General features: G+C 66.4%; 24 protein-coding genes. 15 read left to right on the top strand and 9 right to left on the bottom strand.

All coding sequences use genetic code 11. From position 1 onward, the window contains the following. Together CKY51_RS05450 and CKY51_RS05445 are read left to right on the top strand one after the other, a co-directional pair. Nucleotides 1–856, top strand: an 856-nt coding sequence (locus CKY51_RS05450) for a Mur ligase family protein (RefSeq protein ID WP_152248968.1), incomplete at its 5' end; no start/stop codon positions are given. A gap of 167 nt (nt 857–1,023) precedes the next feature. Then, nucleotides 1,024–1,812: a dienelactone hydrolase family protein gene (locus tag CKY51_RS05445; protein WP_022974129.1), complete on the top strand. Its 789-nt coding sequence runs from the start codon at nt 1,024–1,026 to the stop codon at nt 1,810–1,812. An 88-nt stretch (nt 1,813–1,900) separates the two neighbouring features. On the opposite strand, the gene CKY51_RS05440 is transcribed toward CKY51_RS05445, so the two are convergent. Then, on the bottom strand, nt 1,901–2,899 hold the full coding sequence (locus tag CKY51_RS05440; RefSeq protein WP_022974128.1) for a polyprenyl synthetase family protein: 999 nt from the start codon (nt 2,897–2,899) through the stop codon (nt 1,901–1,903). Nucleotides 2,900–3,145: 246 nt separating this feature from the next. Here CKY51_RS05440 and CKY51_RS05435 point away from each other — a divergent pair, with 246 nt between their 5' ends. The 5 genes from CKY51_RS05435 to CKY51_RS05415 all read left to right on the top strand — a co-directional run bounded on the left by CKY51_RS05435 (nt 3,146) and on the right by CKY51_RS05415 (nt 8,638). Next, nucleotides 3,146–3,655 carry a single-stranded DNA-binding protein gene (locus CKY51_RS05435; RefSeq protein WP_031340711.1) on the top strand — a complete coding sequence of 170 codons (510 nt, stop codon included), beginning with the start codon at nt 3,146–3,148 and terminating at the stop codon, nt 3,653–3,655. Nucleotides 3,656–4,662: 1,007 nt separating this feature from the next. After that, on the top strand, nt 4,663–5,559 hold the full coding sequence (locus CKY51_RS05430) for a hydroxypyruvate isomerase family protein (protein WP_152248967.1): 897 nt from the start codon (nt 4,663–4,665) through the stop codon (nt 5,557–5,559). A gap of 30 nt (nt 5,560–5,589) precedes the next feature. Beyond that, nucleotides 5,590–7,275, top strand: coding sequence for a GMC oxidoreductase (locus tag CKY51_RS05425; RefSeq protein WP_152248966.1), 1,686 nt, complete (start codon nt 5,590–5,592; stop codon nt 7,273–7,275). Beyond that, a complete protein-coding gene (locus CKY51_RS05420) occupies nt 7,275–7,850 on the top strand; it encodes a gluconate 2-dehydrogenase subunit 3 family protein (RefSeq protein WP_022974123.1) in 576 nt (191 codons plus the stop codon). Before CKY51_RS05425 ends, CKY51_RS05420 begins: the two co-directional genes overlap by 1 nt. 44 nt (nt 7,851–7,894) lie before the next feature. Continuing rightward, a complete protein-coding gene (locus CKY51_RS05415; RefSeq protein WP_022974122.1) occupies nt 7,895–8,638 on the top strand; it encodes a 3-keto-disaccharide hydrolase in 744 nt (247 codons plus the stop codon). Between the two features lie 259 nt (nt 8,639–8,897). Here the strand turns inward: CKY51_RS05415 and CKY51_RS05410 are convergent, their stop codons facing one another. From CKY51_RS05410 to CKY51_RS05390, 5 genes are all read right to left on the bottom strand, one after another. Further along, nucleotides 8,898–9,194: a c-type cytochrome gene (locus tag CKY51_RS05410; protein WP_022974121.1), complete on the bottom strand. Its 297-nt coding sequence runs from the start codon at nt 9,192–9,194 to the stop codon at nt 8,898–8,900. Between the two features lie 18 nt (nt 9,195–9,212). Next, a complete protein-coding gene (locus tag CKY51_RS05405) occupies nt 9,213–10,067 on the bottom strand; it encodes a sugar phosphate isomerase/epimerase family protein (protein WP_022974120.1) in 855 nt (284 codons plus the stop codon). A gap of 19 nt (nt 10,068–10,086) precedes the next feature. Next, the gene (locus tag CKY51_RS05400) at nt 10,087–11,211 is read right to left on the bottom strand and encodes a Gfo/Idh/MocA family protein (protein WP_022974119.1); all 1,125 of its coding nucleotides are present in this window, start codon (nt 11,209–11,211) and stop codon (nt 10,087–10,089) included. Next, entirely contained in the window at nt 11,208–12,440 is a 1,233-nt protein-coding gene (locus tag CKY51_RS05395; protein ID WP_031340706.1) for an MFS transporter, read from the bottom strand. The genes CKY51_RS05400 and CKY51_RS05395 overlap by 4 nt, the downstream gene beginning before the upstream one ends. Before the next feature lie 244 nt (nt 12,441–12,684). Continuing rightward, nucleotides 12,685–13,737 (bottom strand): sugar phosphate isomerase/epimerase family protein, encoded by a 1,053-nt coding sequence (locus CKY51_RS05390; RefSeq protein ID WP_022974117.1) that lies wholly within the window; start codon nt 13,735–13,737, stop codon nt 12,685–12,687. A gap of 89 nt (nt 13,738–13,826) precedes the next feature. On the opposite strand from CKY51_RS05390, the gene CKY51_RS05385 reads away from it, so the two are divergent. Next, nucleotides 13,827–14,837, top strand: coding sequence for a LacI family DNA-binding transcriptional regulator (locus CKY51_RS05385; RefSeq protein WP_022974116.1), 1,011 nt, complete (start codon nt 13,827–13,829; stop codon nt 14,835–14,837). A gap of 147 nt (nt 14,838–14,984) precedes the next feature. On the opposite strand, the gene CKY51_RS05380 is transcribed toward CKY51_RS05385, so the two are convergent. The 3 genes from CKY51_RS05380 to CKY51_RS05370 all read right to left on the bottom strand — a co-directional run bounded on the left by CKY51_RS05380 (nt 14,985) and on the right by CKY51_RS05370 (nt 18,023). Continuing rightward, a complete protein-coding gene (locus CKY51_RS05380) occupies nt 14,985–16,124 on the bottom strand; it encodes an MFS transporter (RefSeq protein ID WP_031340705.1) in 1,140 nt (379 codons plus the stop codon). A 5-nt stretch (nt 16,125–16,129) separates the two neighbouring features. Further along, the gene (locus CKY51_RS05375) at nt 16,130–16,336 is read right to left on the bottom strand and encodes a DeoR/GlpR family DNA-binding transcription regulator (protein WP_022974114.1); all 207 of its coding nucleotides are present in this window, start codon (nt 16,334–16,336) and stop codon (nt 16,130–16,132) included. A 178-nt stretch (nt 16,337–16,514) separates the two neighbouring features. Further along, nucleotides 16,515–18,023, bottom strand: a complete 1,509-nt coding sequence (locus tag CKY51_RS05370; protein WP_081641447.1) for a GGDEF domain-containing protein — start codon at nt 18,021–18,023, stop codon at nt 16,515–16,517. A 166-nt stretch (nt 18,024–18,189) separates the two neighbouring features. Between CKY51_RS05370 and CKY51_RS05365 the strand changes: the two genes are divergently transcribed. The 7 genes from CKY51_RS05365 (at nt 18,190) to CKY51_RS05335 (ending at nt 26,233) form a co-directional block, all read left to right on the top strand. Next, complete coding sequence (locus CKY51_RS05365; protein WP_022974112.1) at nt 18,190–19,197, top strand: zinc-dependent alcohol dehydrogenase family protein; 1,008 nt, start codon at nt 18,190–18,192, stop codon at nt 19,195–19,197. Nucleotides 19,198–19,721: 524 nt separating this feature from the next. Further along, the gene (paoA, locus tag CKY51_RS05360) at nt 19,722–20,369 is read left to right on the top strand and encodes an aldehyde dehydrogenase iron-sulfur subunit PaoA (protein ID WP_031340702.1); all 648 of its coding nucleotides are present in this window, start codon (nt 19,722–19,724) and stop codon (nt 20,367–20,369) included. Then, a complete protein-coding gene (locus CKY51_RS05355; protein WP_022974110.1) occupies nt 20,366–21,316 on the top strand; it encodes an FAD binding domain-containing protein in 951 nt (316 codons plus the stop codon). Before paoA ends, CKY51_RS05355 begins: the two co-directional genes overlap by 4 nt. A 1-nt stretch (nt 21,317) precedes the next feature. Then, nucleotides 21,318–23,519, top strand: coding sequence for an aldehyde oxidoreductase molybdenum-binding subunit PaoC (gene paoC / locus CKY51_RS05350; protein WP_022974109.1), 2,202 nt, complete (start codon nt 21,318–21,320; stop codon nt 23,517–23,519). Continuing rightward, on the top strand, nt 23,516–24,541 hold the full coding sequence (locus CKY51_RS05345) for an XdhC family protein (RefSeq protein WP_022974108.1): 1,026 nt from the start codon (nt 23,516–23,518) through the stop codon (nt 24,539–24,541). Before paoC ends, CKY51_RS05345 begins: the two co-directional genes overlap by 4 nt. A 321-nt stretch (nt 24,542–24,862) precedes the next feature. Further along, the gene (locus CKY51_RS05340) at nt 24,863–25,474 is read left to right on the top strand and encodes a nucleotidyltransferase family protein (RefSeq protein WP_022974107.1); all 612 of its coding nucleotides are present in this window, start codon (nt 24,863–24,865) and stop codon (nt 25,472–25,474) included. A 543-nt stretch (nt 25,475–26,017) separates the two neighbouring features. After that, entirely contained in the window at nt 26,018–26,233 is a 216-nt protein-coding gene (locus tag CKY51_RS05335) for a hypothetical protein (protein WP_022974105.1), read from the top strand. The last annotated feature ends 112 nt before the right edge of the window (nt 26,234–26,345 follow it).

Raw genomic sequence — 26,345 nt, 5'->3', positions numbered from 1 at the left:
CCCGCAGGTGGCGGTGGTGTTGAATCTGTTTCCCGAGCATCTCGACTGGCATGGCAGCGAGCAGCGCTACTTTGTCGACAAGCTACGGCTGGTGACCGAAGCTGCACCGGAGATTGCGGTCCTCAACGCGGCCGATCCACAGCTGGCCCGCCTGTCGTTGCCGCGCAGCGAGGTGGTGTGGTTCAACCAGCCGCAGGGCTGGCATCTGCGCGAGGAGGTCGTCTACCGCGGCGCGCATGCGATCTTCGATACGCGCGCCACGCCGTTGCCTGGCCGGCACAATCGCAGCAATCTGTGCGCCGTGTTGGCCGCGCTGGAGGCGTTGGGGCTGGATGCGGCCGCATTGGCGCCGGCCGTGCAGGACTTCCGGCCGTTGCCCAACCGGCTGCAGTTCATCGGTGCGGTCGGTGGGCTGCGCTACGTCAACGACTCGATCAGCACCACTCCGCATGCCAGCCTGGCCGCGCTCGATTGTTTTGCCGGCGAGCGGATCGCCTTGCTGGTGGGCGGGCACGACCGCGGCCTGGACTGGAGCGACTTCGTGCAGCATATGGCGCAGGACGTGCCACCGGTGGCGATCGTCACCATGGGCAGCAACGGGCCGCGCATCCACGCCATGCTGGCCCCGCTGGCCGCGGCCGGGCGGTTCGATCTGTACGCCGCCGACGACCTGGCCGAGGCCATGGCGCAGGCGCGCACCGCGTTGGGCGAGCAGGGCGGCGTGGTATTGCTGTCGCCGGGGGCGCCGAGTTTCGGCGCCTACCGCGACTACGTCGCGCGTGGCCGCCATTTCGCCGAACTGGCGGGGTTCGACCCGGATGCGATCACCGCGATTGCCGGCATCGGGATCGAGTGAGTCGCCGATGGCGCACATCGGCCCGCCGTCACGCCGCTGCATCGCACGCACGTAGCCTGCCCCTGGTCGCGAATTGCCGGGGTGGGCGGAGTGGTTGCTGCAGCGGCTTGACCCGCGCACGGCGATCTTTGCCACACTGCGGGTTCTTTCCGCGATGGAGCAGGCGCATGAGCAAGCGTTGGCAATGGGGTGCGGCGGTCGTGCTATGCGTGGCGACGGCCCCGGTGTGGGCGGCCATGCAGGCCAAGCCGGTGGACTGGCAGGTCGGCAAGGAGACCTACAGCGGCGTGTTGGTCTACGACGACGCCAAGCAGGAAAAGCGTCCGGGCCTGGTGATGGTGCCGAATTGGCGCGGAGTCAATGCCTCGGCGGTCGAGAAGGCCAAGCAACTGGCTGGCGACGACTACGTGGTGCTGGTGGCCGACGTCTACGGCAAGGGCAAGCGTCCTGCCAACGACAGCGAGGCCGGCCAGTTCGCCGGTGCCCTGAAAAAGGATCCGCCGACCTTGCGCGCTCGCGCGCTGAAGGCGGTGGACGTGCTCAAGGCGCAGGCCGGCAAGGCGCCGCTGGATGCGGCCAGGATCGGTGCGGTCGGTTTCTGCTTTGGCGGTACCACCGTGCTGGAGCTGGTGCGTGCCGGTGCGCCGCTGGACGGTGTGGTGAGCCTGCATGGCGGCTTGTCGACGCCAGCGCCCGCTGCCGCGGGGAGCGCCAAGGCGCCCGTGCTGGTCCTCAATGGTGCCGACGACAAGAGTGTCAGCGGCGAGGACATCGCGGCGTTCGAGCAGGAGATGAACCGCGCCGGTGCCGATTGGCAGTTCGTCAATTTCAGCGGCGCGGTGCATTGCTTCGCCGAGGCCGATGCCAACAGCCCGCCGGGGTGCCAGTACAACCCGCGTGCGGCCAAACGCGCCTATCGCATGCTGCGCGACTTCTTCGAGGAACGTTGGGACTGACCTGCGCGCAGACGCCGGTCCAGACCGGCGTCTGCGCGGTCGCGCGTCCCGGGGCGACCCTGCCGGCGGGACGCGCGATCAGGTTGGTTTAGTGCTGACGTTCCACCGCGTAGCGCGCCAGACCACGCAGTGCGGCCTGGGCCTCGCTCTCGGGCAGGCCATCCAGCGCGCGCTCGGCGGCAGCGGCATATTCGGCTGCCCGGGCGCGGCTGTAGTCCAGTCCGCCGGTCGCCTGGATCGCCGCCAGCACTTCCGGCATCGCCGTGGCGTCGCCGTCCTGCACGATCGCGCGCAGACGCGCGCGGGTGGCCGCGTCGGAATGGGCCATGGCATGGATCAGCGGCAGCGTGGCCTTGCCTTCGGCAAGATCGTCGCCGAGGTTCTTGCCCAGTTCGTCGGCATTGGCCGAGTAGTCCAGCACGTCGTCGGCGATCTGGAACGCATACCCCAGCTGCATGCCGTAGTCGTACAGGCGCTGCTGGGTCTGGGCATCGGCCCCGGACGCCAGCGCACCCAGGCGGGTACCGGCAGCGAACAGCACCGCGGTCTTGCGCTCGATCACGCGCAGATAGGCCGCTTCGTCGGTATCCGGATTGTGCACGTGCAGCAGCTGCAGCACCTCGCCTTCGGCGATGCGATTGGTGGTGTCGGCAAGGATCTGCATCACCTCCATGCGGTCCAGCTCCACCATCAGCTGAAAGCTGCGCGAATAGAGGAAGTCGCCGACCAGCACGCTGGGCGCATTGCCCCACAGCGCATTGGCGGTGCTGCGACCGCGCCGCAGGTCCGACTCGTCCACCACATCGTCGTGCAGCAGGGTGGAGGTGTGAATGAACTCGATGATGGCCGCCAGCTGGTGGTGTTCCGGCCCGGACCCACCGGTCGCGCGGCCGGCCAGCATCACCAGCATCGGGCGCAGCCGTTTGCCGCCGGCCGAGATGATGTGATCGGCGATCTGGTTGATCAGCACCACATCCGAGGCCAGGCGGCGACGGATCAACGCATCCACGGCCGCCATGTCGGGGGCGGCGAGGGACTGGATCTGGGGCAGGCCCAGCACGGCGGGGAGGTCTTCGGCGATGGTCATGCGCAGGCGGATCGAGATGTGCGTCGATTATAGGTGTCCCGGCCGCATCCGTCCCGCAGGTGCCCGTGACGGCCGCGCAAGGCCCTTTGGTGCGCGTGGGTCGGGCTCTTCCGACCCGCCGATGCGGCATTGGCCTGGGCCCGGCTGCGGGGTGCCGCCGGGACCGGGGCAGGGCAGGTGCGGTACCATGGCCCCAAGACATTCATCGCCTGCGCCTTGCGCTGGCGCACCATCTCGGAAGCATTTATGGCCCGCGGCATCAACAAAGTCATCCTCGTCGGCAACCTCGGCAACGACCCCGACACCAAGTACACCCAGGCCGGCATGGCGATCACCCGGGTCAGCCTGGCGACCACCAGCGTTCGCAAGGACCGCGACGGCAACAACCAGGAGCGCACTGAATGGCACCGCGTGGTGTTCTTCGGCAAGCTCGGCGAAATCGCTGGCGAATACCTGCGCAAGGGCTCCCAGGTGTATGTCGAAGGCGAGCTGCGCTACGACAAGTACACTGGACAGGATGGCGTGGAGAAGTACAGCACCGACATCGTCGCCAACGAGATGCAGATGCTTGGTGGCCGTGGTGAAGGCGGCGGTGGTGGCATGGGCGGCGATCGCCCGCAGCGCTCCGCTCCGCCGCGCCAGCAGGGCGGTGGCGGCGGTGGTGGCCAGGATTACGCGCCACGCCGCCAGCAGCCGGCCCAGCAGCAGTCCGCACCGCCGATGGACGACTTCGCGGACGACGATATTCCGTTCTAAGACACGCTGAGCGGTAAGTGTTGTTGAATATCCGAGGAGAGCCCCTTTCGAGGGGCTTTTCTTTTGCCCAGCAGTGCTGGCCCCGCATAGCGGAGTGTTTGTTGTCGAAGTACGGCTGGCACGGATATCGCGTACCGCTTCGCGGGGGTAGCGATGCGGCTGTCGGTCAGCGACGTCGGCATGGGCGGTTGATCGAGATGCTGATTTCGGTCTGTTTGCGATGGCGATCGGCGCTGTCGATCACGAAGCCGTCTCGACCTTGTCGCGATCGGGCAGCCAAGCGTGTAAGACCGTGACCCAAGGTGCTTCGGCCCTAGGTGCTGCGTTGATACCGCCTCGGGTGTCAGGAGGATCGATCGACTGAGTGGCACGGCGAGTCTCACGTGCGAGTGTGCGTTCTTTGACCCAACGAAGGTCGAAGCCAGGCGGTATCGATCACTGGGCGCATCGCAGCCGTCCTTCTTACAGGTGTGGATGTTCAAGCCTAAGCGTGTCCGCAAGCGGCAGGTGCGTTGCTGTTCCTGCCTTCGTGGGGCGCTAACGTGGCTGCACGAGCGGTCGGCTCGAGCCACGCGTTGACGCAGTCGCTCGTGCGGAGCCGATGCTGTCGCTCACGGGCGGGCCAGCCCGGCCGAAGGTGTCAGCTGTCGTGAATGCGCGTAGCCGGCGTGGCGGGCAGGTCTGAAACGCGTCGCCGAAGCGATCACAACGGTCACCAAAGCCATCAGTGTCATTGTTTGAGGGGCGACGGACGCACCGATCTCTCGCCATGCTTTGCCATCGCGGCGCCGGTTTGCGGATGCCCTCTCCGCTGTACGCCTGGTTCGTCCGGTGTCCTCCCGAATTCATCGCGGTGACGCAGCAACAGGCGCGACAGGCACTGTCGCCCGCAGCATGCGTTTCGTGCACTGCGTCTTGCAAAAAGGCGATTTTCTCCTCTATGGTGCAATCGATTGAATTGAGGCGAATCCTCAGTATTCGATACCGGTTGGGAGGTCGGAAAGCGGATGTCTATCCAATCGAGCGGGCCACCGCCGGCTCCGGGAGTCACCAGGCGAGATGCGCTGCGCCTTGGTGTCGCCGGGAGCCTTGGCATTGGTGCTACGCGCGTGCTGCCTGCGTTTGGCGCTGCCTCGCCGCGCAAGGGAAACCTGAAGCATTCCGTCGCGCGCTGGACGTTTCCGCAGCAGTCGATCGCCCAGCTTTGCCAGACGGTGAAAAGCATTGGCTTCGCCGCCATCGATCTGGTGGGCCCGGCCGATTGGCCCACGCTGAAGGCGAATGACGTGTACAGCTCGATGTGCAACGGCGCGGAGATGGGCCTGGACAAGGGGTTCGCTGGCAGCCAGTTCCACGACCAGCTGGTCGAGCGCTATACGCGCCACATCGACTTGGTCGCCGATGCCGGCTATCGCAACCTGATCTGTTTTTCCGGCAATCGGAATGGCATGGATCCCCAGGACGGCATGGCCCACGCCGAAGTCGGACTCAAACGCATCCTCGGGCATGCCGAGAAGCGCGGTGTCGTGCTGGTGATGGAGCTACTGAACTCCAAGGTCGATCATCCCGACTACCTGTGCGACCACGCTGCCTGGGGCGTCGAGCTGTGCCGGCGGATCGGCTCGGCGTATTTTGGCCTGCTGTACGACATCTACCACATGCAGATCATGGAGGGTGACATCATCGCCACCATCGGCAAGCACCACGCGTACTTCAAGCATTACCACACTGCGGGCGTGCCTGGCCGGCATGAGATCGGAGACGCTCAAGAACTCCATTACCCCGCCATCTGTCGCGCGATCCGCGATACCGGTTTCGATGGCTATCTGGCGCAGGAATTCATTCCTGCCGCGCCGGATCCCGTTGGTTCGCTGCGCGAGGCGATCCGCCTCTGCGACGTCTGAAACGCTATCTACCCAGGTGAAGTAGAACCCATGGCAGACAATCACTACGACGCCATCGTCGTCGGCTCTGGAATCAGTGGCGGTTGGGCGGCGAAGGAGCTGACCGAAAAAGGCCTCAAGGTGTTGATGCTGGAACGCGGGCGCAACATCGAGCACGTCAAGGACTACGTCAACGCGATGAAGGAAGTGTGGGATTTCCCTCACTACAACCGGCCGACCCAGGCGATGAAGGCCGATTATCCGGTGTTGAAGCGCGACTACGGCCTGGTCGAGAACCTGCAAGGCATGTGGGCCAACGAAAAAGAATCGCCGTATACCGAACTCAAGCGCTTCGACTGGTTTCGCGGTTATCACGTGGGTGGCCGCTCGCTGATGTGGGGACGGCAGAGCTATCGCCTGTCGGACCTGGATTTCGAGGCGAACCTCAAGGACGGCATCGCCACCGATTGGCCGATTCGCTACGCCGACATCGCGCCCTGGTACGACTACGTGGAGAAGTTCGCCGGCATCGCCGGCACGCGCGAGGGACTGGACGTGTTGCCCGATGGCGAGTTCCTGCCGCCGATCCCGTTGAACATCGTCGAAAAGGACGTGGCCGCGCGAATCAAGAAGGCCTTCGGCGGGACCCGGCACCTGATCCACTCGCGCACCGCCAATATCACCCAGCCGATGGCTGAGCAGGGCCGCGTCAATTGCCAGTATCGCAATAAGTGCATCCTGGGCTGTCCCTTCGGCGCCTACTTCTCGACCCAGTCGGCGACGCTGCCGGCGGCGATGAAGACCGGCAACCTGACCTTGCGCCCCTTCTCGATCGTCAAGGAAGTGCTCTACGACAAGGACAGCAAGCGTGCGCGGGGCGTGGAGATCATCGACGCCGAGAGCGGGCAGACCTATCAGTACACAGCCAACGTCATCTTCCTCAACGCGTCTTCCTTCAACTCGACCTGGCTACTGATGAACTCGGCCACCGATGTCTGGGACGGTGGCCTGGGCTCTTCGTCCGGCGAGCTTGGGCATAACGTGATGGACCATCATTTCGGTGCGGGCGCCTCCGGCCGGATCGAGGGCTACGAAGACAAGTACTACTTCGGCCGTCGCCCCTGCGGGTTCTACATCCCCCGTTTCCGCAATGTCGCTGCGGACAAGCGCGGCTACCTGCGCGGGTTCGGCTACCAGGGTGGCGCCAGCCGCACCGGTTGGTCGCGCGAGATCGCCGAGCTGAACATCGGCGCCGACCTGAAGGACGCACTGACTCAGCCGGGCGATTGGCGCATCGGCATGACCGGATTCGGCGAAATGTTGCCTCACCACGACAATACGATTCGCCTGGACCCGCAGCGCAGGGACAAATGGGGATTGCCGGTGCTGGCAATGGATGTGTCGCTGCGTGCGAACGAAAAGGCGATGCGCAAGGACATGGCGGCCGATGCCGCCGAGATGTTCGAGGCCGCCGGGGTCAAGGATGTGCAGATGCACGACGACGACTATGCGCCCGGCAAGGGCATCCATGAAATGGGTACCGCGCGCATGGGGCGCGATCGCAAGAATTCCGTACTGAACCAGCATAACCAGGTCTGGGATGCGCCGAACGTCTACGTGACCGACGGCGCCTGCATGACCTCCAGTGCCTGCGTGAATCCTTCGCTGACCTACATGGCGCTGACGGCACGGGCTGCAGACCATGCCGTGCGCGAGCTGAAAGCGGGGAACCTGTGATGGAACGCCGTGAGCTACTGAAGATGATTGTCGCCGCCACCGGCGCGGCCATGGTCGGCCTGCCCGCGCTCCTCCATGCACAGGCATCGGCCGCGGGAGCGAAGAGTGCGTTCTCCGCCGCCGATGTCGGTACGCTGGACGAGATCGCCGAGACCATCTTGCCGCGGACCAAGACGCCAGGGGCAAAGGACGCCGGCGTCGGCGGGTTCATGGCGCAATTCGTCACCGATTGCTATACCGCCAAACAGCAGGCCGCGTTTCGCGCCGGCCTGGTCGACATCGACACACGCGCCGGCGGCCGATTCGTGTCGCTGGCGCCGCAGGCACGCACCGAGCTGCTGCGCGCGCTGGACGCGGAAGCCAGGAAACACGCCGTCAGAACGACCGATACCGGCACCGGCGAGACGGCGGATGCGATGCCGCATTACTTCACGATGATCAAGCAGCTGACCATCTTCAGCTTCTTCAGCTCGAAGGTCGCTGCGACCGAGGTCCTGCGGTATGTCGCCGTGCCTGGCCGCTACGACGGCGACATGGCTTATGTCCCAGGTACGCCGGCCTGGGCGACCAACTGATGGACCGCGCAGATGCGCCCATGCGCCACTTCCGCAGGAACATCATGACCAGATCCCTTCTGACGGCGGCCTGCCTGCTGGTCGCAATGCCTGCGTTCGCGCAGACCGGCGGCGACCCGTCGCGCGATCCGAGCAAGACGGAGGTCTGGAAGCCGGTCCCCGCGATCGTGGCCACGCCTGCGGGCCGCGCGCCCTCCGATGCGATCGTGCTGTTCGATGGCAAGGATCTCTCGGCCTGGGAGTCGGAGCAGGGTGGAGCCGTGCCCTGGAGCGTCGCCGACGGTGCGCTGACCGTTGTCCCAGGGAGCAAGGGCATCCGCACCAAGCAGCGCTTCTGCGATATCCAACTGCATGTGGAATGGCGCACGCCCACCGAGACGCGCGGGTTCGACGGCCAGCAGCGGGGCAATAGCGGCATCTTCCTGCAGGAACTGTATGAGCTGCAGGTGCTCGACAGTTACAACAACCCGACCTATGCCAACGGCCAGGCCGGCGCGATCTACAAGCAGGCGATTCCGCTGGTGAACGCGTCGCGCGCGCCGGGCGAGTGGCAGGCTTACGACATCATCTGGAAAGCGCCGCGCTTTTCGCAGGGCGGCGGGCTCACGTCGCCCGCCCGCATCACCGTCCTGCACAACGGCGTGCTGGTGCAGGACGACACCGTCGTGGCGGGCAAGACCGAGTACATCGGCGCGCCGTCGTACGCGCCGCATGCGTGCGCGCCGATTTCCCTGCAGGAGCACGATTCCAAGGTCAGCTACCGCAATATCTGGGTGCGCACGCTGTAGGGCCTGCCATCGATCTCCGCACAGATCGCCCTGCGCTTGCGTATACACGCGGGCAAGCGGCGCGCAAGTGTGGAGAATGCGAGGCTGGGGCGATGGCGTAGCGCCAGGCGCGCAAGCGCTGTCCTGCGGGTTGGGTCGGTCAGGCAACCCGCAGGCAGCGCGCGGCGGGAACCGACCACCAGTCAAGCGCCGCGCCACGCAGCGCCGGCGGGCAAGCTGGCACACCCAACGCGACCGACTCAAAGAGCGATGACAGGCCCTATTGCGCCAGGAAGCTGGCGATGTTGTCGACATCCTGTTGCGACAACTGAGGAAACGGCGGCATCAATCCGCCGCCGTTACGGATCTTTCCTTTGATCTGCGCCGCGTTTAGCCGCTGGCCCACGTCGGTGAGCGCGGGGAATGCGCCTGCGACGCCGGCGCGATCGGCGCCATGGCAGGCCGTGCAATTCGTTGCGTAGAGCTGCGCGCCGGCCGCAGGGTCGTCCTTGGCCCACGCGGTGGTCGCAAGTGCCGTTCCAAGCAGAAACACGGCCATGGTCAGGATCGTCTTCAAGCGGGGCTCCTTTGCGTGCTAGCGAGGTGCGCTGGCGGGCAGGTGTTGGCGCAGATAATCCGCGCCGGTCTGGATGACCGTCGCCGGATCGCGCGGATGATCGTGCTCGATGATGTACCAGCGCACGCCGGCACCGGCCGCCGCAGGCAGGATCGTGTTCCAGTCCAGTACGCCGCGGCCCACGGCGGCGAAGCCGCCTTCGTCCTCAGCTTGCCCTTTCGGTGCATTGTCCTTGGCATGGACCGCGAACATGCGGCCCTTGAACTTGCCCAGCATTGCCGCCGGGTCGTAGCCCGCGCGCGCCACCCAGGCCAGATCCAGTTCGGTCTCGAGATTTGGGCCTGCCGCGGCGAACAGCAGTTCCAGGCCGGTCTTGCCATCGAAGTCGACCAGTTCGAAGTCATGGTTGTGATATGCCAGGTGCATGCCCTTGGCGCGAGCGCGCTTCGCGAGCTGGCCCAGTTCCTTGCCCAGGGCGGTCCAGCCTGCGGCGTCGGTGGGCCGATCCTTCTGGTCCAGGTAAGGCACCACCAGCGTCGTGTTGCCGATCGCGCGGTTGAAGGCCACCGCACCGTCCAGATCCTTGCGCAGATCAGCCAGCTGCACGTGCGAGGAGATCGCCTTGATCGAATACGTGTCCAGTAGCTGCTTGAGTTCCGCCGCGCTGACGTTCTGGGTGCCGACCGTTTCCACCGCGCCCACCCCTGCGTCGTGGACGATCTTCAACTGTTGGTCGAGCGTGCCGGCGTTGCGCAGCGTGTACATCTGCACCGCGATGGGCTGTTGTGAGCCAGCGGTGTCGCGTGCGAAGGCGGGCACGGAAAATAGCAACAGCAAGGCGAGGGTCGCGATCCTGCGTGTCGGTGCGTTCATCGATCAGTTCTCCCGGAATTCAAGCGATGGATGTCCAGTTGCGCGTCTTGGCCGACGCGATGACACGATCGACGATCAGTGCCGAGCGCACCCCGTCTTCGAACGTGGGCAGGCCGTCCGGTGGCTCGCCGTCGATGGCGCGGTAGGTGTCGGCGACGAACGCCTCGAAGCAATCGCCGTAGCCCTGCGCGTGCCCGGCCGGCAGCGTCGACAGCCGGCGTTGTTCGGCACTGCCGGCCCCCGGCCCGCGCACGAAGATGTCCTCGCGCTGGTCCGGCCGGCCGATCCACAGCCGTTCGGCGTCCTCCTGATCGAACGCTACGCTGGCCATGGCGCCATCGATCTCGAACCAGAGCCGATTGCGGCGTCCCGCCGAGACCTGGCTGACCGTCAACGACGCCAGCGTGCCTGCGCCGGTTCTGAGCAGCGCCATCGCCACGTCTTCGCTCGCCACCGCCTGCATCGCGCCGCCTGCCGCCGGCGTGGTGAAGCTCTGTCCGGTCGTGGTGCCGCGCTCGGCGATCACGGTCGCAAACGCCGCACTGACCTCGGCGAAGCGCTCGCCGCTCACCCATTCCACCAGGTCGCACCAGTGCGAACCGATGTCGGCGAACACGCGTGAGGTACCGCCCAGTGCCGGGTCCACGCGCCAGTTGTTGCTGGCAGGGTCCAGTAGCCAGTCCTGCAGGTAGCTGCCATGGATCAGCCGCAGCGGCCCCAGTTCGCCCTGCGCGATGCGCGCGCGCGCTTCGCGGACCACCGGGTGGTAACGGTAGACGAAGGGCACCGTAGCGACCAGCCCGGCCGAGGCGGCCAGTGCCGCCAATGCCTGCGCGTCTTGTAAGGTCGTCGCCAAGGGCTTCTCGCAGATGACGTGCTTGCCGGCGTGCAGCGCCGCCTGCGCCATGGCGCGGTGCAGATGGTTGGGCGTGCACACGTGCACGACTTGCACCTGCGGATCGGCGACCACGTCCTCGATGTCGCGATAGGCGCGCGGCACGTTCCAGGACCGCGCGACCTCACGTGCACGTTGCGGCGAAGAGGCGGCGACGCCGCGGACGTCGGCGCCGGCCAGCAACGCGGCACGGCGATGCACCGCACCGATCATGCCGGTGCCGACGATGGCGATTCCAAGTTTGCTCATCGGCTGGGTACTCGGGGCGAGGAGGGTACGGCCGCGGCCGCCGGGCGGTCGCGGAACAGCAACAGAAAGGCGACCAGGACGACCAGCGCCACGCCTGCCGGGAACAGCCAGATCCGCTGCCAGTCCGGGCCCGCCGCCGTGGTGTAGTGCTCTACCACCGCGCCGGACAGGAAGGTGCCGATCAACATGCCCACGCCGTACGTGGCCAGGGTGATGAACCCCTGCGCGCTGCTGCGCGCGTCAGGGCCGGCATGCGCATCGGTGTAGATCTGGCCGGTGACGAAGAAGAAGTCGTAGCAGATGCCATGCAGCACGATACCGATCACCAGCAAGGAGAAGCCGCTGCCTGCATCGCCAAAGGCGAACATCGCATAGCGCAACACCCACGCCGCCATGCCCAATGCCAGCATCGTCTTGACCCCCAGCCGCGCGAACAGGAACGGCATGGCCAGCATCAGCAGCACTTCGGACACTTGGCCCAGCGATTGCAAGCCAGCGGCGCCGCGCACGCCCAGCGCGTTGAGATACGGGTTGGTGAAGTTGTAGTAGAACGCCAGCGGGATGCAGATGGCGATGGACGCCAGGAAGAACACCAGATAGGAGCGCGACTTCAGCAGCCGCAGCGAGTCCAGTCCCAGCAGCTGCCCCAGCCCGGCGTCGCGCTGTCGCGCCAGCGGCGGCGTGTGCGGCAGGGTGAAGGCGTACAGGCCCAAGGCCAGCGACGCCAGCGCCGCCATCCGGAACGTCAGCTCGAGCCGGTGCGCCTGTTCCCAGCCCAGCCAGCCGATCAGTACGCCCGCCACGATCCAGCCGACGCTGCCGGCCACGCGCACCGGGGGGAACTGCTTTTCAGGCGATTGCATGTGCCGCATCGCCACGCTGTTGGCCAGCGCCAGCGTCGGCATGAACAGCAGCATGTAGGCCATGACGCAGGCGGAGAACACGCCGAAGCTGCTCGCCGTCGATGCCAGCCACATGAGCACCGCGCCGGCGAGGTGCAGCACCCCGAGGATGCGCTGCGCCGCGAAGTAGCGATCGGCGATCAGGCCGACCAGGAACGGCGCCACGATGGCGCCGATGGACTGGCTGAGGAACGCCGTCGCCACCTGGCTCGCGCTGGCCTGCAGGGGGCCCTGCACCAGGTACGTCCCCAGGGTCACGAACCACGCTCCCCAGATGAAGAACTGCAGAAACATCATCGCGCCCAAGCGCGACATGGCGTGTGTCATGGCATCCCCTCCCAGGGTGGTCGCGGCGTAGAGCGTGCTATGGACGTTGCGGTGAGCGCGAAGCGCGCTGTGGCGCGCAACGCGGTCTCGGCGCGCCACAGGGTGCTTCCCGCCGGGGTGGTCGTCCGCGGCACGGCGCATGCGCTGCGCCGCTTGCCTTGGCGCCAGCCGAGCCAGCACCCCCCAGCCCCCGCTCCGCACCGCTGACGGCCTACGCCTCTCATCGCAACGTGCATCACGCGCTTTAGGTCCCCAGCATGCGGCGCAGCGATTCCGCATTGGCGCCGCTGTCGGCGAAGTCGTCGAAAGCGCGTTCGGTCACGCGGATGATGTGCTCGCGGATGAACGCGGCGCCTTCGCGTGCGCCGTCTTCCGGGTGCTTCAAACAGCACTCCCATTCCAGCACGGCCCAGCCGGGGAAATCGTATTGCGCGAACTTCGAGAAGATCGCCTTGAAGTCGATCTGACCATCGCCGAGCGAACGGAACCGCCCCGGGCGATCGATCCAGTCCTGGTAACCGCCATAGACGCCGCTGCGCGCGCTGGCGCGGTATTCCGCGTCCTTGACGTGGAAGATGCCGATGCGCGTGTGATAGCGGTCGATGAAGCCCAGGTAGTCCATCTGCTGCAGCAGCAGGTGGCTGGGGTCGTACAGGATCTTGGCGCGTGGATGGTGTTCGACCACCTCGAGGAACCGCTCGAAGGTCGCGCCGTCGTGCAGGTCCTCGCCCGGATGGAGCTCGAAGCACAGATCCACGCCGCAGGCGTCGAAGACATCCAGAATCGGGCGCCAGCGGCGGCCGAGCTCGGCGAAGGCTGCGTCCACCAGCCCGGGCGGACGTTGCGGCCAGGGATAGAAATAAGGCCAGGCCAGTGCGCCGGAGAACGTGGCGTGCGCGGTCAGCCCCAGGCGCTGGCTGGCCTTGGCGGCCAGCAACAACTGCTGCTCCGCCCAGGCCTGGCGGGCGGCGGGATCGCCACGCTTGTCCTGCGGCGCGAATCCGTCGAACAGCTGATCGTAGGCGGGATGGACGGCGACCAGCTGTCCCTGCAAGTGGGTGGACAGCTCGGTGATCTGCAGGCCATGCCCGGCCAGCATGCCGGCAACGTCGTCGCAGTACGTCTGGCTCTGCGCGGCCTGGGTCAGATCGAACAGGTGCGGCGCGCCGGTCGGTACTTGGACGCCGGCATAACCCAGGCCCGCGGCCCAACCGGCCAGTGTGTCCAAGCGATCGAAGGGAGGTGTGTCGCCGATGAACTGCGCAAGGAACAGCGCTGGACCTTTGAGCGTCTTCAACGTGATTCGCCCTCGATTCAATCGATTGAATTATCCTAGCATGGACTTCCTGCAGGACCCGTTGTGCACTGCACAGCAGAAGAACAGTCATGGCCACCACCATCTACGACATCGCAAAGCACGTCGGCGTCACCGCCGGTACCGTGTCGCGGGCGCTTTCCCGGCCGGATAAGGTGCTGCCGGCCACGCGCGCGCGCATCGAGCAGGCCGCCGCCGCGCTGGGCTATGTTCCCAACACGGTGGCAAGGACGCTCAAGACCCAGCGCAGCGGCAAGCTCCTGGTGACCGTCCCGGATATCGCCAATCCCTTCTTCGCCCAGATCCTGCAGGGCGCGGAGGACGCCGCGCAGGCTGTCGGCTACGCGGTCCTGTTGGGCGATACCCAGCACCAGCCCGACCGCGAGGAGCGCTACGCGCAGATGCTCCGCCGCAACGAGGCCGATGGCCTGATCGTGCTGGGGCATCGCCTCCCGCGCACGGCGCGCGAGATCGTCAAGCAGCAGGGCGCCGCCGCGCCGGTGGTCAACGGCTGCGAGTTCGACCCGGCGCTGGGCATTCCCAGCGTTCACATCGACAACGCGGCCGCCGCCCGCGCCGTGATGGAACATTTGTATGGATTGGGGCACGAGCGAATCGCCGTGGTAGGCGGACCGCCCGACAACCCGCTGCACCGGCAACGACTGGAAGGGGTGCACGTCTGCGGCAAGGCGCGCGGCCGTGTGCGCAAGCTGACGGTGGTGCCGGGCGACTTCTCCGTGGAATCCGGCCATGCGGCTGCGCTGGCGCTATTGGCCCGTGCGCCCGCGCCGACCGCGATCTTCTGCTTCAGCGATCAGATGGCATTGGGTGCGCTGGCGGCCTGCCGGGACCTGGGCATCCGCGTGCCGGACGACCTGTCCATCGTCGGCTTCGACGACCTGGCGTCGTCCAGTTACCTCACTCCCCCGTTGACGACCATCAGGCAACCCATGCGAGAGATCGGTGTGCGCGCGGTCAACCTGCTGCTCGCCATCATCGAACGGGGGGATGTGCCACGGCAGCAGACGCTGGATTTCAGCTTGATGGTGCGTGGGTCCACTGGTGCGCCGCGGGGGGAGTGACGGCATCGCGCCATCACAAGATCCCAGTCGCGCCTTGCGCCTGCTGGGGATTTTCGAGGCCAGCGATGTCGCCGCAGGCGCGATCGGCAAGCAGATCGCAGCACGCGCACCGCGCGCCATACGCAAGCGCAATGCCTGCTCGCCGCCTCAGGCTTTCAGCCAGCGCGTGGAGATCGCGACGCCGATCAGCAGGACAGCCACGCCGATGAACGCAGCGATCAGGTCGATCGCCTGCGCGGCGAACCCAATCAACGCCGGGCCGGCCAGAACGCCCGCGTAACCCAGGGTGGTGACCGCTGGGATCGCAATACTCTCGGGCATGCGTGTCTGGTTGCCGGCCAGCGAGAACAGCGCCGGAACGATGTTCGCGCAGCCCAGGCCGAGCAGCACATAGCCCGCCAGCGAGAGCTGCCACGGCGTGGCCAGCGTCAACACGAGGAAGCCTGCGCTGCCCAGCAAGGCACCGACCACGATGGCGCGGACCCGTCCCAGCCGCTCGACCAGCGCATCGCCCAGCAGGCGGGTGACGGTCATGGTCAACGAGAACACGACATAGCCCAGGCCGGCCTTGCTCGGTTCCAGCTGGCGCATATCGGCCAGGAAAACCGCGCTCCAGTCCAGCATGGCGCCTTCGGCCAGGAACACCACGAAGGCGAGAATTCCCAGCAACAGCACGCTGCCTCGTGGCCAGGCCAGCAATGGTCCTTGCTGCTGCAAGGTGTTGCGCCGCCAGTGGCCGAGCGACAGCAGCGCGATGACCACGATCGCGCCGATTCCCGCCAGTGCGGCCGGCAGCGGCCCGATGCGCACGGACAGCAATGCGGTCATCGCAGCGGCGCCCATGAATCCACCGATGCTGAAGAAGGCGTGGAATCCGGACATCATGGCGCGTTCGGCCTCGCGCTCGACGACCACCGCCTGCATGTTCATCGCACAATCCATCGCGCCGATACCCGCGCCGAACACGAACAGCGCCGCGCCCAGCACCCACGGATCTGCTGCGATGGCCAGCACGGGAAGACTAAAACAGATGATCGCGGTGGTGGCGATCATCGCCTGCCGACAGCCGAATCGCGCCGCCGCCGCTCCGGCCATCGGCATCGCGATGAGCGAGCCGCTGCCGAGGCAGAGCAGGATCAGGCCGAGGGTGCCATCGTCGACACCCGTACGCGCCTTCGCGAACGGGACCAATACGGCCCAGATGGCGGCAGCAAATCCTGGAATGAAGAAGGCCGCACGGGTGGCATGTTGTTGCGCGCGCGGGCGGTTGGCAGGCTCGAACGGCATGCGGGTCACCGGGAGCGAGCGGCGGGCGCCGCGGGGACGCGTTGAATGCGGATGCCGGCGTCGCGGAATCCCCGCAGTTGCGCGTCGGAGCCGTCGGCGGTGACCACCAGGTCATCGATCTGGGCCAGTTCCGCTACCTGGTGATTGCCCTGGGTGCCGAGCTTGTCGGCAGTGGCGGCAACGATGACGCGCGCGCTGTTGGCCACGATCATGCCACGCGGCCATGGTCGCGCAGCAAGTCCAGGATGGCCAGCACGCGTTCGCCAGGGCATCGGGTGTCGTCGGACATCGGCATGACGCATCGCGAAGTCGAATCGTGCGTTATCGTGCAAGAGTGTGCGAAAACGTGCGAGCGCGACTGTTCATTGCAAGGGGCGCCGGCCGACGGGCTCAGCCCTCGATGCGATCGCGCCCTTGCTGTTTGGCGCGATAGAGGGCGGCATCGGCGGCGCAGATCAGTCCCTCGCCGTTCATGGCGTTCTGGTCCGGCAGCCAGGTGGCGTGACCCACGCTCACCGTCACCCGGTCCCGGGTTGGACTGGATTGGTGCGGCACGGCCAGTTGCGCCACCGCATCGCGGATTGCCAGCGCCCGTGCAGCGGCGGCGGCGCGGTCGGCCTGCGGCAGTACCACGCCGAATTCCTCGCCGCCGTAGCGCGCCACCAGATCCTCACGTCGACCACTGCCAACGATGGCGCCGGCAACGAGCCGCAGGCAGTGATCGCCAGCCGGGTGGCCGTAGGTGTCGTTGTAGCGTTTGAAGTGATCGACATCGATCAGCAGCAACGACAGCGGGCGCTGGTTCGCAGCGGCATCGGCCAATGCCTGCGCCAGGCCGATGTCGAGCGCGCGGCGATTGCCGACCCCGGTCAAGGCATCTCGGTTCGCCTCATCGGTCAGCCGGACTTCCTCGCGATGCATGCGACGCAATTGCAGATCCAGCCAGAGGCCGACCGCCAGCAACAGGACGCACCCCAGGGCGGCGATCTCGATGCGATGACGCGTCGACTGCCGCCAGTTCGCCAGCGCATCGTCGAGCGCGATGCCGGTGAGCACCGTCAGCGGAAACGGCCGTGCCGGGACGAAACCGGAGATACGCTCAACATCGTCGAACGGCGAACGGTAGCGCGTGGTTCCTTGTTGCTGAGTGCGCATCGCGGCATACAGCGGGCTGCCGCTGAGCGAGCTACCGATCACGCCCGGTCGGTCTGGGACCCTCACCAGCAGCGTTCCGTCATCGTTGACCAGGATGATGGTGCCCTGGTGGCCAATCCGAAACCGGGCGAAGTCGTCCTGGAAATAGCGCAACTGGATGGCGACCAGCACGACGCCGGCGAACTCGCCGTTGGCTGCGTTCAGCCGTCGGCTCACCGTCATGACCCAGCTGCCGTCCGAGCGACTGCGCACCGGCGGACCGATGAACGACAACGCGTCGCGATGCTCGCGGTGATAGCGGAAATAGGCGCGATCGGCGTTGTTGTAGTAACGCGGCGTGCCGTCCAGCGAGGAACTGAGCCAGCGCCCGTCGGCGGCGTAGATGAAGATGCCATGCAGGCGATCGGAGCGCTGCGCTTCTGCCACCAGGAAGTTGTGCATGGCCGTCGCGCTCGCCGTCGACTGGTCCTGCTCCACGCGTGCGACCAGGCCCGACAGCACAGCGTCGGCAATCGTCAACGTGTCGCCAGTATGCTGGGCCAGCGCATTGGCCAGCGACAGCGCACGATTTTGGGCTTCCCGCAGCGTATTGCGATACTCCTCACGCGCCCACCAGACCTGCGAGCCCAGCAGCGATATCCACGAAGCGGCCAGCACGAATCGCAACGCGATGCGCTGGAAACGTCGTCGCCATTGTCGGGAAGTCGCGATCGCGGGTTCTCCATCAGGACCAGCGATGGTCAAGCAACTGCTGTGCCAATGTGGGGCGTCGGCTGATTGGCCGGCGCGCGATGCGGCGGCCAAGCGACACAGTGGCGATTCCACTGCTGTCTTCACATCTGAGCGGACACGACTGCATTCAGCTAACGCGTTGCGTGTTACTGATGGGAAAACGTTATCGGAGAACTATATGCATGCCATTCGTCTAGGTCAGCCCGCCGGACTCAACGCGCTACACCGCGTCGACTTGCCGGACCCCGGTACGCCCGCGCGTGGGCAGATCCGTGTGCGCCTGCACGCCAGTTCGCTGAACTTTCACGATCTCGGCGTCGTCCTCGGGCGCATGCCCACAGCCGATGGCCGCATCCCGATGTCCGACGGCGCCGGCGTGGTGGAGGCGGTCGGTGCCGAGGTGGACGAGTTCGCCGTCGGCGACGCTGTCGTGTCGACGTTTTTTCCCGAGTGGCTGGACGGAGAGCCCCGACATGCCGGCTTTTCCACTACGCCTGGCGATGGCGTGGATGGCTATGCGCGCACGGCGGTGGTCGCGTCGGCAACGGCCTTCACGCACGCGCCGCAGGGTTACAGCCATGCCGAGGCCGCGACCTTGACCACCGCCGGCGTCACCGCCTGGCGCGCGTTGGCGGTCAACGGCGGGCTGAAGGCCGGCGAGACGGTCCTGGTGCTGGGAACCGGCGGCGTCTCGATCTTCGCGCTGCAACTGGCCAAGGCCATGGGGGCCACGGTCATCGCGACGTCCTCGTCCGAGCAGAAACTGGAGCGGGTGCAGCAGCTCGGTGCAGACCATGTCATCAACTATCGACGTGAACCAGAGTGGTCGGCGCGCGTGCTCGAGCTGACCGAGGGGCGCGGCGTCGATCATGTGGTCGAGGTCGGTGGCCCGGGAACCCTGGCGCAATCGATTCGTGCCGGGCGCATCGGCGGGCATATCGCCTTGATCGGCGTGCTCACCGGTGCTGCCGGCCCGGTCCCGACCGCTGAAATGATGGGGCGCCAGCAGCGCCTGCAAGGCCTGGTCGTCGGCAGTCGTCGGCATCAACAGGATCTGGTGCGTGCGCTCGACGCCACTGCGATCCGGCCGGTGATCGACCAGACGTTCGCGCTCGACGACATTGCCGATGCGTTCGCGCTACAGCAGTCGGGCGGTCATTTCGGCAAGATCGCGCTGGAATTCTGACGGCGGCGGCGATTGCGTGATCGGGGTGTAGATCCACTCGATCGAGCGGTATGGCCGCGGCCCGCGGATACCAGGCCAGCGCGGCGCAGTATGTATCGCTGTCTTGCTGCGCTGGTCGATGTTGCAGCCACGCCGCAGATCCAGAGAAGCGCCTGCGGGTCAATCTTCGCAGCGGCAGTCGTCAGCCTGGCATCAAGAGCGACTGCGGGCGCCTGGCGGTCATGATCGGCCCGACAGCATCCGCATGCCGACGCCGTGTTGCTCGCTCGACTCGCCCTGCACGCTCTGCGCAACGGTCGCGTGCGCTGCCGCGCGGCATGGAAACTCGCTGGCGGATCGCAGCATCCGCTGCCTGTCCTCGCACTTGCTTGTCAGTTTCGCGGCAGGCCGCACGAAACGGCAGGGCGCCGCGCACGCGCCATCGCAGCGCCGCTGCGTTGCCGTCAACGCTCACACGCCTGTGATCCCATGGGCTGCACATTGCTATGGGAATGAAATGCCAGCACTCCTGGGAGATGCCAGCCATGAGAGACATGAAAATGACGCGTCGCGGCGTGCTGATCGCCGGTGCCGCTTCCGCCGCCAGCGCCGCAGCGAGTCAGTCCATGCCCATCGGAGGCGTGATGGCAGCGGCAGCGCCCGCCGCCGAACCCGCCGAGACCCGCAGTACGGTAGCCATGACTGTCAATGGCAAGCCGGTGAGCCTGACGCTGGACAATCGCACCACGCTGCTCGATGCATTACGCGAACACCTGCAACTGACTGGCACCAAGAAGGGGTGCGATCACGGCCAATGCGGTGCCTGTACGGTCATCGTCGATGGCCAGCGGCTCAATTCCTGCCTGACGTTGGCGGTGATGCACGAGGGATCCAAGGTCACCACCATCGAAGGCTTGGGGTCTCCCGAGGACCTGCATCCGATGCAGAAAGCGTTCGTCAAGCACGACGGCTATCAGTGCGGCTATTGCACGCCAGGGCAGATCTGTTCGGCGGTGGCGGTGCTGGACGAGATCAAGCGCGGCATTCCCAGCCACGTCACCGAAGACCTGACTGCCAAGGCCCGGCTCAGCACAGCCGAGTTGCAAGAGCGCATGAGCGGCAATCTGTGCCGCTGTGGGGCGTACTCCAACATCATGGAGGCGATCAACGAGGTGGCCGGGAGGCGCGCATGAAAGCTTTCAGCTACGAGCGCGCGGTGTCGCCTGCGGATGCGGCGGCCAAGGCAGCACGCCATCCTGGCGCCAAGTTCATTGCCGGCGGTACCAATCTGCTCGATCTGATGAAGCTGCAGATCGAGACGCCGTCTCACCTGATCGACGTCAACGGCCTGCGGCTCGATACGATCGAAGCCGCCGAAGAAGGTGGGCTGCGGATCGGCGCGCTGGTGCGCAATACCGATCTCGCCGCGGATGCGCGGGTGCGACGCGACTATCCGCTGTTGTCGCGCGCGTTGCTGGCCGGTGCGTCCGGGCAATTGCGCAACCGCGCCACCACGGCCGGCAACCTGTTGCAGCGCACGCGCTGCCCTTACTTTTACGACACCCATCAGCCCTGCAACAAACGACTGCCGGGCAGCGGCTGTGCCGCCATCGGTGGTTTCAACCGCCAGCTCGCCATCATCGGCACCAGTGAAGCGTGCATCGCCACCCATCCCAGCGACATGGCCGTTGCGATGCGGGCGCTCGACGCCGTCGTCGAGACGGTGGGTCCGGAGGGGCAGACGCGCGCCGTGCCGCTCGCCGACTTCTACCGGGCTCCCGGCAAGACGCCGCACCTGGAGACCGTGCTGGAGCGGGGTGAGTTGATCACCGCCGTGCGTTTGCCCAAGCCCGTGGGTGGCACGCAGGTCTATCGCAAGGTGCGCGATCGCGCGTCGTATGCATTCGCCCTGATCTCCGTTGGGGCAGTGGTGCAACGCGATGGCAGCGTGCGCGTGGCGCTGGGCGGCGTTGCTCACAAGCCCTGGCGCAGCGAGGCGGCCGAGACCCAGGCGCAGCAGGGCGCGCGCGTCATCGCCGCGCGCTTGCTCGAAGGCGCCAGCACCACCGAGCACAACGCATTCAAGGTGCCGCTGGTGGAGCGGACCTTGGCATCGATCCTTGAAGAGGCGAGGGCTTGAGATGAAATTCGACACCCCTGCCGGCACCAATCCCATCGATCAGCTCAAGGTCGTGGGCCAGCCCGTCGATCGTATCGATGGCCCGCTCAAGACCAGTGGTCGCGCACCCTATGCCTACGAGCATCACGAGCTACCGGATCGTCCCGCCTATGGCCATGTCGTAGGCGCAGGCATCGCCAAGGGCACGATCCGCAGCATCGACCTGAGCGCCGCGCGCAAGGCGCCTGGCGTGCTGGCGATCATCACCGCGCAGACTGCCGGCAAGCTGCAAAAGGGCAAGCACAATACGGCCAACCTGTTGGGCGGCCCCAGCATCGAGCATTACCATCAGGCCATTGCCGTGGTGGTGGCCGAGAGCTTCGAACAGGCGCGTGCGGCCGGACAACTGATCAAGGTGGACTACGGCCGGCAGGTCGGCGCCTACGATCTCAAGCGCGCCCGCAGCAGCGCCAAGATCGCCGAGGATGGCGACAACAGCACGAGTGGTGATTTCGACGCGGCGTTTGCTGCTGCGCCGGTGCAGCTGGATGCCGAATACGCCACGCCCGACCACGCGCACGCAATGATGGAGCCGCATGCATCCACCGCCATGTGGCAGGACGGCAAGCTCTCGCTCTGGACCTCCAACCAGATGATCGACTGGGGGGCGGTCGATCTGGCCAAGACGTTGGGCATTGCGCGCGAGAACGTGCGGCTGATGTCGCCGTATGTCGGCGGAGGCTTCGGCGGCAAGCTGTTCTTGCGTGCGGACGCGGTACTGGCCGCACTGGCCGCACGGCAGGTCGCTCGCCCGGTCAAGGTGATGCTGCCGCGCCCGCTGATTTTCAACAACACCACCCATCGTCCTGCGACCCTGCAACGGATTCGCTTAGGTGCCGAGCGCGAAGGCCGATTGACTGCCATTGCGCACGAAACCTGGTCGGGCGATCTGCCCGGCGGTAGCCCGGAAACTGCGGCAGGGCAGACACAGTTGCTCTATGCCGGCGCCAACCGGCGCGTCGCCACCCGACTGGCGGTGCTGGATCTGCCCGAAGGCAATGCGATGCGTGCGCCCGGCGAAGCGCCCGGCATGATGGCATTGGAGATCGCGATGGATGAGATGGCCGAAAAGCTCGGTCTCGATCCGGTGATCTTCCGCATCCGCAACGACACCCAGGTGGACCCGGAAAATCCGCAGCGGCCGTTCTCGCAGCGCCAGCTGGTCAAGTGCCTGCAAGAGGGCGCGCAGCGCTTCGGTTGGTCCAAGCGCAAGACCACGCCAGCGAGCGTGCGCGACGGTCGCTGGCTGGTCGGCATGGGAATGGCGGCGGCGTTCCGTAATGCCCCGGTGATGGCCTCGGGCGCACGCATGCGCCTGCAGCCGGACGGTCGCGTGGTGGTGGAGACGGATATGACCGACATCGGCACCGGTTCCTACACCATCATCGCGCAGACTGCTGCGGAGATGCTGGGCGTGCCATTGCAACAGGTGGACGTGCGTCTGGGCGATTCCAGCTTCCCGATCTCGGCCGGCTCCGGCGGCCAGTGGGGCGCGAACAGTGCAACAGCCGGCGTCTATGCGGCAGCGGTGAAGCTGCGCGAAGCGATCGCAGCGCGCCTGGGCGTCGATCCCGCCAGCGCCGAATTCGTCGATGGTCAGGTGCGTGCGGCTGGCAAGCGCATCGCGCTACGCGAGGCTGCGGCGGCCGGCCCGTTGGTGGTCGAGGACAAGATCGAATTCGGCAAGTTGTCCAAGACCCATCAGCTGTCGACGTTCGGCGCGCATTTCGTCGAGGTCGGTGTCGATGCGGCGACTGCCGAGATCCGTATCCGTCGCATGCTGGCGGTCTGCGCGGCCGGGCGCATCCTCAATCCCAAATCGGCCCGCAGTCAGGTGATCGGAGCGATGACGATGGGGGCGGGTGCGGCGCTGATGGAGGAGTTGGTGGTGGACAAGCGGCTGGGCTTCTTCGTCAACCACGATCTGGCCGGCTATGAAGTGCCGGTGCATGCGGATATCCCGCACCAGGAGGTGGTGTTCCTGGAGGAGGCCGATCCTTACTCCTCGCCGATGAAGGCCAAGGGTGTGGGTGAGTTGGGAATCTGCGGGGTTGCCGCGGCCATCGCCAATGCGGTCTATAACGCCACCGGTGTTCGCGTGCGCGAGTATCCGGTGACCCTGGACAAGCTGCTGCCGAAGATGCCGGGCGGGCTACGCGCATGAATGCGGCATTGGCCTCGCGTGCGGCGGCCACGTTGCCGTCGGATCGCTGGCCGGCGTGGCCCAGCTTCGCCTTGCAGGTCGATCTGCTGCCCATCTTGTCGGGCTGGTATCGCGAGGGTAAGCGCTTTGTCATTGCGACCTTGATCGATACCGTAGGCTCATCGCCACGGCCGCTCGGCAGCGAGATGGCTATTGGCGCCGACGGTCAGGTCGCTGGCTACGTCTCCGGTGGCTGCGTCGAAGCAGCGGTCGCCCTTGAGGCGATGAGCGTGCTGCACGATGGGCAGCCGCGCTGGCTGGACTACGGCCAAGGGAGCGAGGTGGTGGATATCCAGCTCAGCTGCGGAGGCCGCATCGGCGTGCTGGTCTGGGCACCGCCAGATGCCGGCGAATACCTGACCCGCTGGCGCAAGGCGCGCGCGAACCGCCGGCCGTTTTACGTCGCCCTGCACCGACGACGGGGCACACTGCGTTACCTGTCGACTGCGCGCGATTTAGCCGGCGACGAATTCCTGCAATGCCATCGCCCACCGCTGCGTCTGGTGTTGGTTGGCGCAGATCCGGCGATCCTGGCGCTGGTCACGCTTGCTGCCCCATTGGGGATGGAAGTGCGTGTCCTGCGTCCGCACGGTCCAGTCGAGCCGCCTCCGGGTCTGGCGGTGGCGCATTATGATCGGCGTGCATTGGAGGTCGCGCTGGCGGAGCTCGCGCTCGATGCCGATTGCGCGATCTATAGCCTCGCACATGACAGCGCGATCGATCTGCAGGTGGTCTCTCGTGCGCTGAGCTCCGAAGCGGCCTGCATTGGCGTGTTGGGCAGTCGCGGCAAGCGTAAGCAACGCGTGGAGGCGCTGCGCGCGCAGGGCCATGAGGCGTCGGCGCTGGAGCGCCTGCGCATGCCGGCGGGCTTGCGGCTGGGGCCCGCATCGCCGCAGGCCATCGCCCTGGGCATTCTTGCCGAAGCCCATCACGCCGTTGCCGAGGCCGCGCAGCGCGCGTCCACGTCCGTCGCCGCGCTCTGACGTCACGAGCTGGGCAGACGGCCAGCGTTGCTGTCTGCGCTGGGGACCGGTGGGTCGTCACTCGTCATTGCGGGGTTTTTGCCTGCCAACTTGCCGAGAGATCGGCTACCGGCGCGTACACGCCACCGCGGCAAGCCAGTCACTTCGCGACCACATCCGCAACCCTAGGCTTTGTGGCATCTCCTTGCGGTGCATGCCAATGCAGACACTCGACCACATGCGCGTTAGCGCTCCGCAGATCGTTGCAATCCACGCGGCCATGTCGCCGCGCACGCTGCTGGCACGCGTGCGGGGTGGAGGCGTTTACAGCGGGCGTTGGCGATGACGGCTGCCGACTACGCGGCCTTGATCCTGGCAGCAGGTGCCGGTCGCCGCCTGGGACGCAGCAAGCAGCTGCTGACGCGCGATGGCGAACCGCTGCTGCGCCGCGCCGCGCGAATCGCCCTGCAGACCTCGCCGCGGCGATGTCTGGTGGTCGTGGGTGCAGACGCCGACGCAGTGGTCGGGGCGCTGCATGGCCTGGAGGTGGAGATCGTGCACCACGCCAAGTGGGAAGCGGGAATGGGCAGCAGCTTGGCGGCGCTTCGTCAGGTGGTACAGCAGGATGAGGCGATTCATCGCGTGCTGATCCTCGGCTGCGATCAACCAGCGCTGGATGCGCCACATCTGCGGGCGCTGTTGAAGGAGGCCGAACGTGCGCCGTCGGGGTGTGCGACCAGCGGTTATGCCGGCGTGCGCGGGATCCCGGTGGTGGTCACGCAGCAGGTGTGGGCAGCCGTGCCGCTGCAGGCCGATGCAGGCTTGCGTGGCCTGTTTGCCAGCCTGGAGGCCCCGGTGCTGGGCTGCGTCACTGCGCCAGCGCTGGCGCTGGACATCGACACGCCCGGCGACCTTGACGCTGCCCGCCAGCGCGGCTGGGTGGACGCGGATTGATCCCGCGCCCAGACGCACGCGGCGCCCGCGTACACAGGCCTTCTGGCCCCCGGGGTTGCAGCCACCAGCACTCGGCCGATCTACACATCGTCTTCGCGCCGCCGATGCGACGGTGTGTCCTCAAATGCGAATTCGGTCACGGTAGAGTGGCTGGCCGGGCTCAAGTCCAGAGCACAATCGCCTGGCGAATCATCAAGATGTAACCGATCACCATGGCAGTCTTGACCGGCCATTGGAACTTCTTGAGCAGATACATGCTGACCCTCCCCGGAGGCACTATCTGAACTTTACTGTAATGTTGGTCGTGACGGATGTCACGTAAGTATTTTCCTACTCATGCGCCAGGGTTCGCCCGACGGCGCGAGACATAGGCCAGCAGGCATGCTGGCTATGCCGGACGCGGGGCCATCGGCCACTCACCTCGCGGCCCCTTGAGTAAGGGCCCGCCGGCACGCTGCAGGAAGCAGGTTGTCCCAGATGCTGCCACGCTCGTGGCCGCACATTGTCGCCGTTCGATCGTTACATACCTTGGCTGGAGGCCAGATGGACGAATCCCGATACGTCGTACGCATTCATTCCGAGCCCGATGGTTGGTGGGTCACGCGGCCGCAATGGTCGCCGTTGCGCTATCTGCGAGAGCAGGGGGCGTTGGAAAACGCCGAATTGATGGCCAAGTTGCACTGCCTGACCACCGGCCAGCCCAGCGGCGTGGTGCTGAGCACGGACAAGGGCGAGCGCGTGGTGCGTCGTTACGGTTGACGCCGGCGGCGTGCGGGCGAAGGTCGGCTTGGAGAAGGCTTGCGTTGCAGGGCGGCGTGGCTAGATTGAACCGCTCGGCCATGCTGGCCGGCCCGTACGCTGGCGGTCGCCG

This window comes from Xanthomonas maliensis (genome assembly GCF_009192945.1).
GTDB classification, from domain to species: Bacteria; Pseudomonadota; Gammaproteobacteria; order Xanthomonadales; family Xanthomonadaceae; genus Xanthomonas; species Xanthomonas maliensis.
Note: the sequence above shows the minus strand (reverse complement) of the source record. Positions and strands in the feature narration are given on the sequence as shown.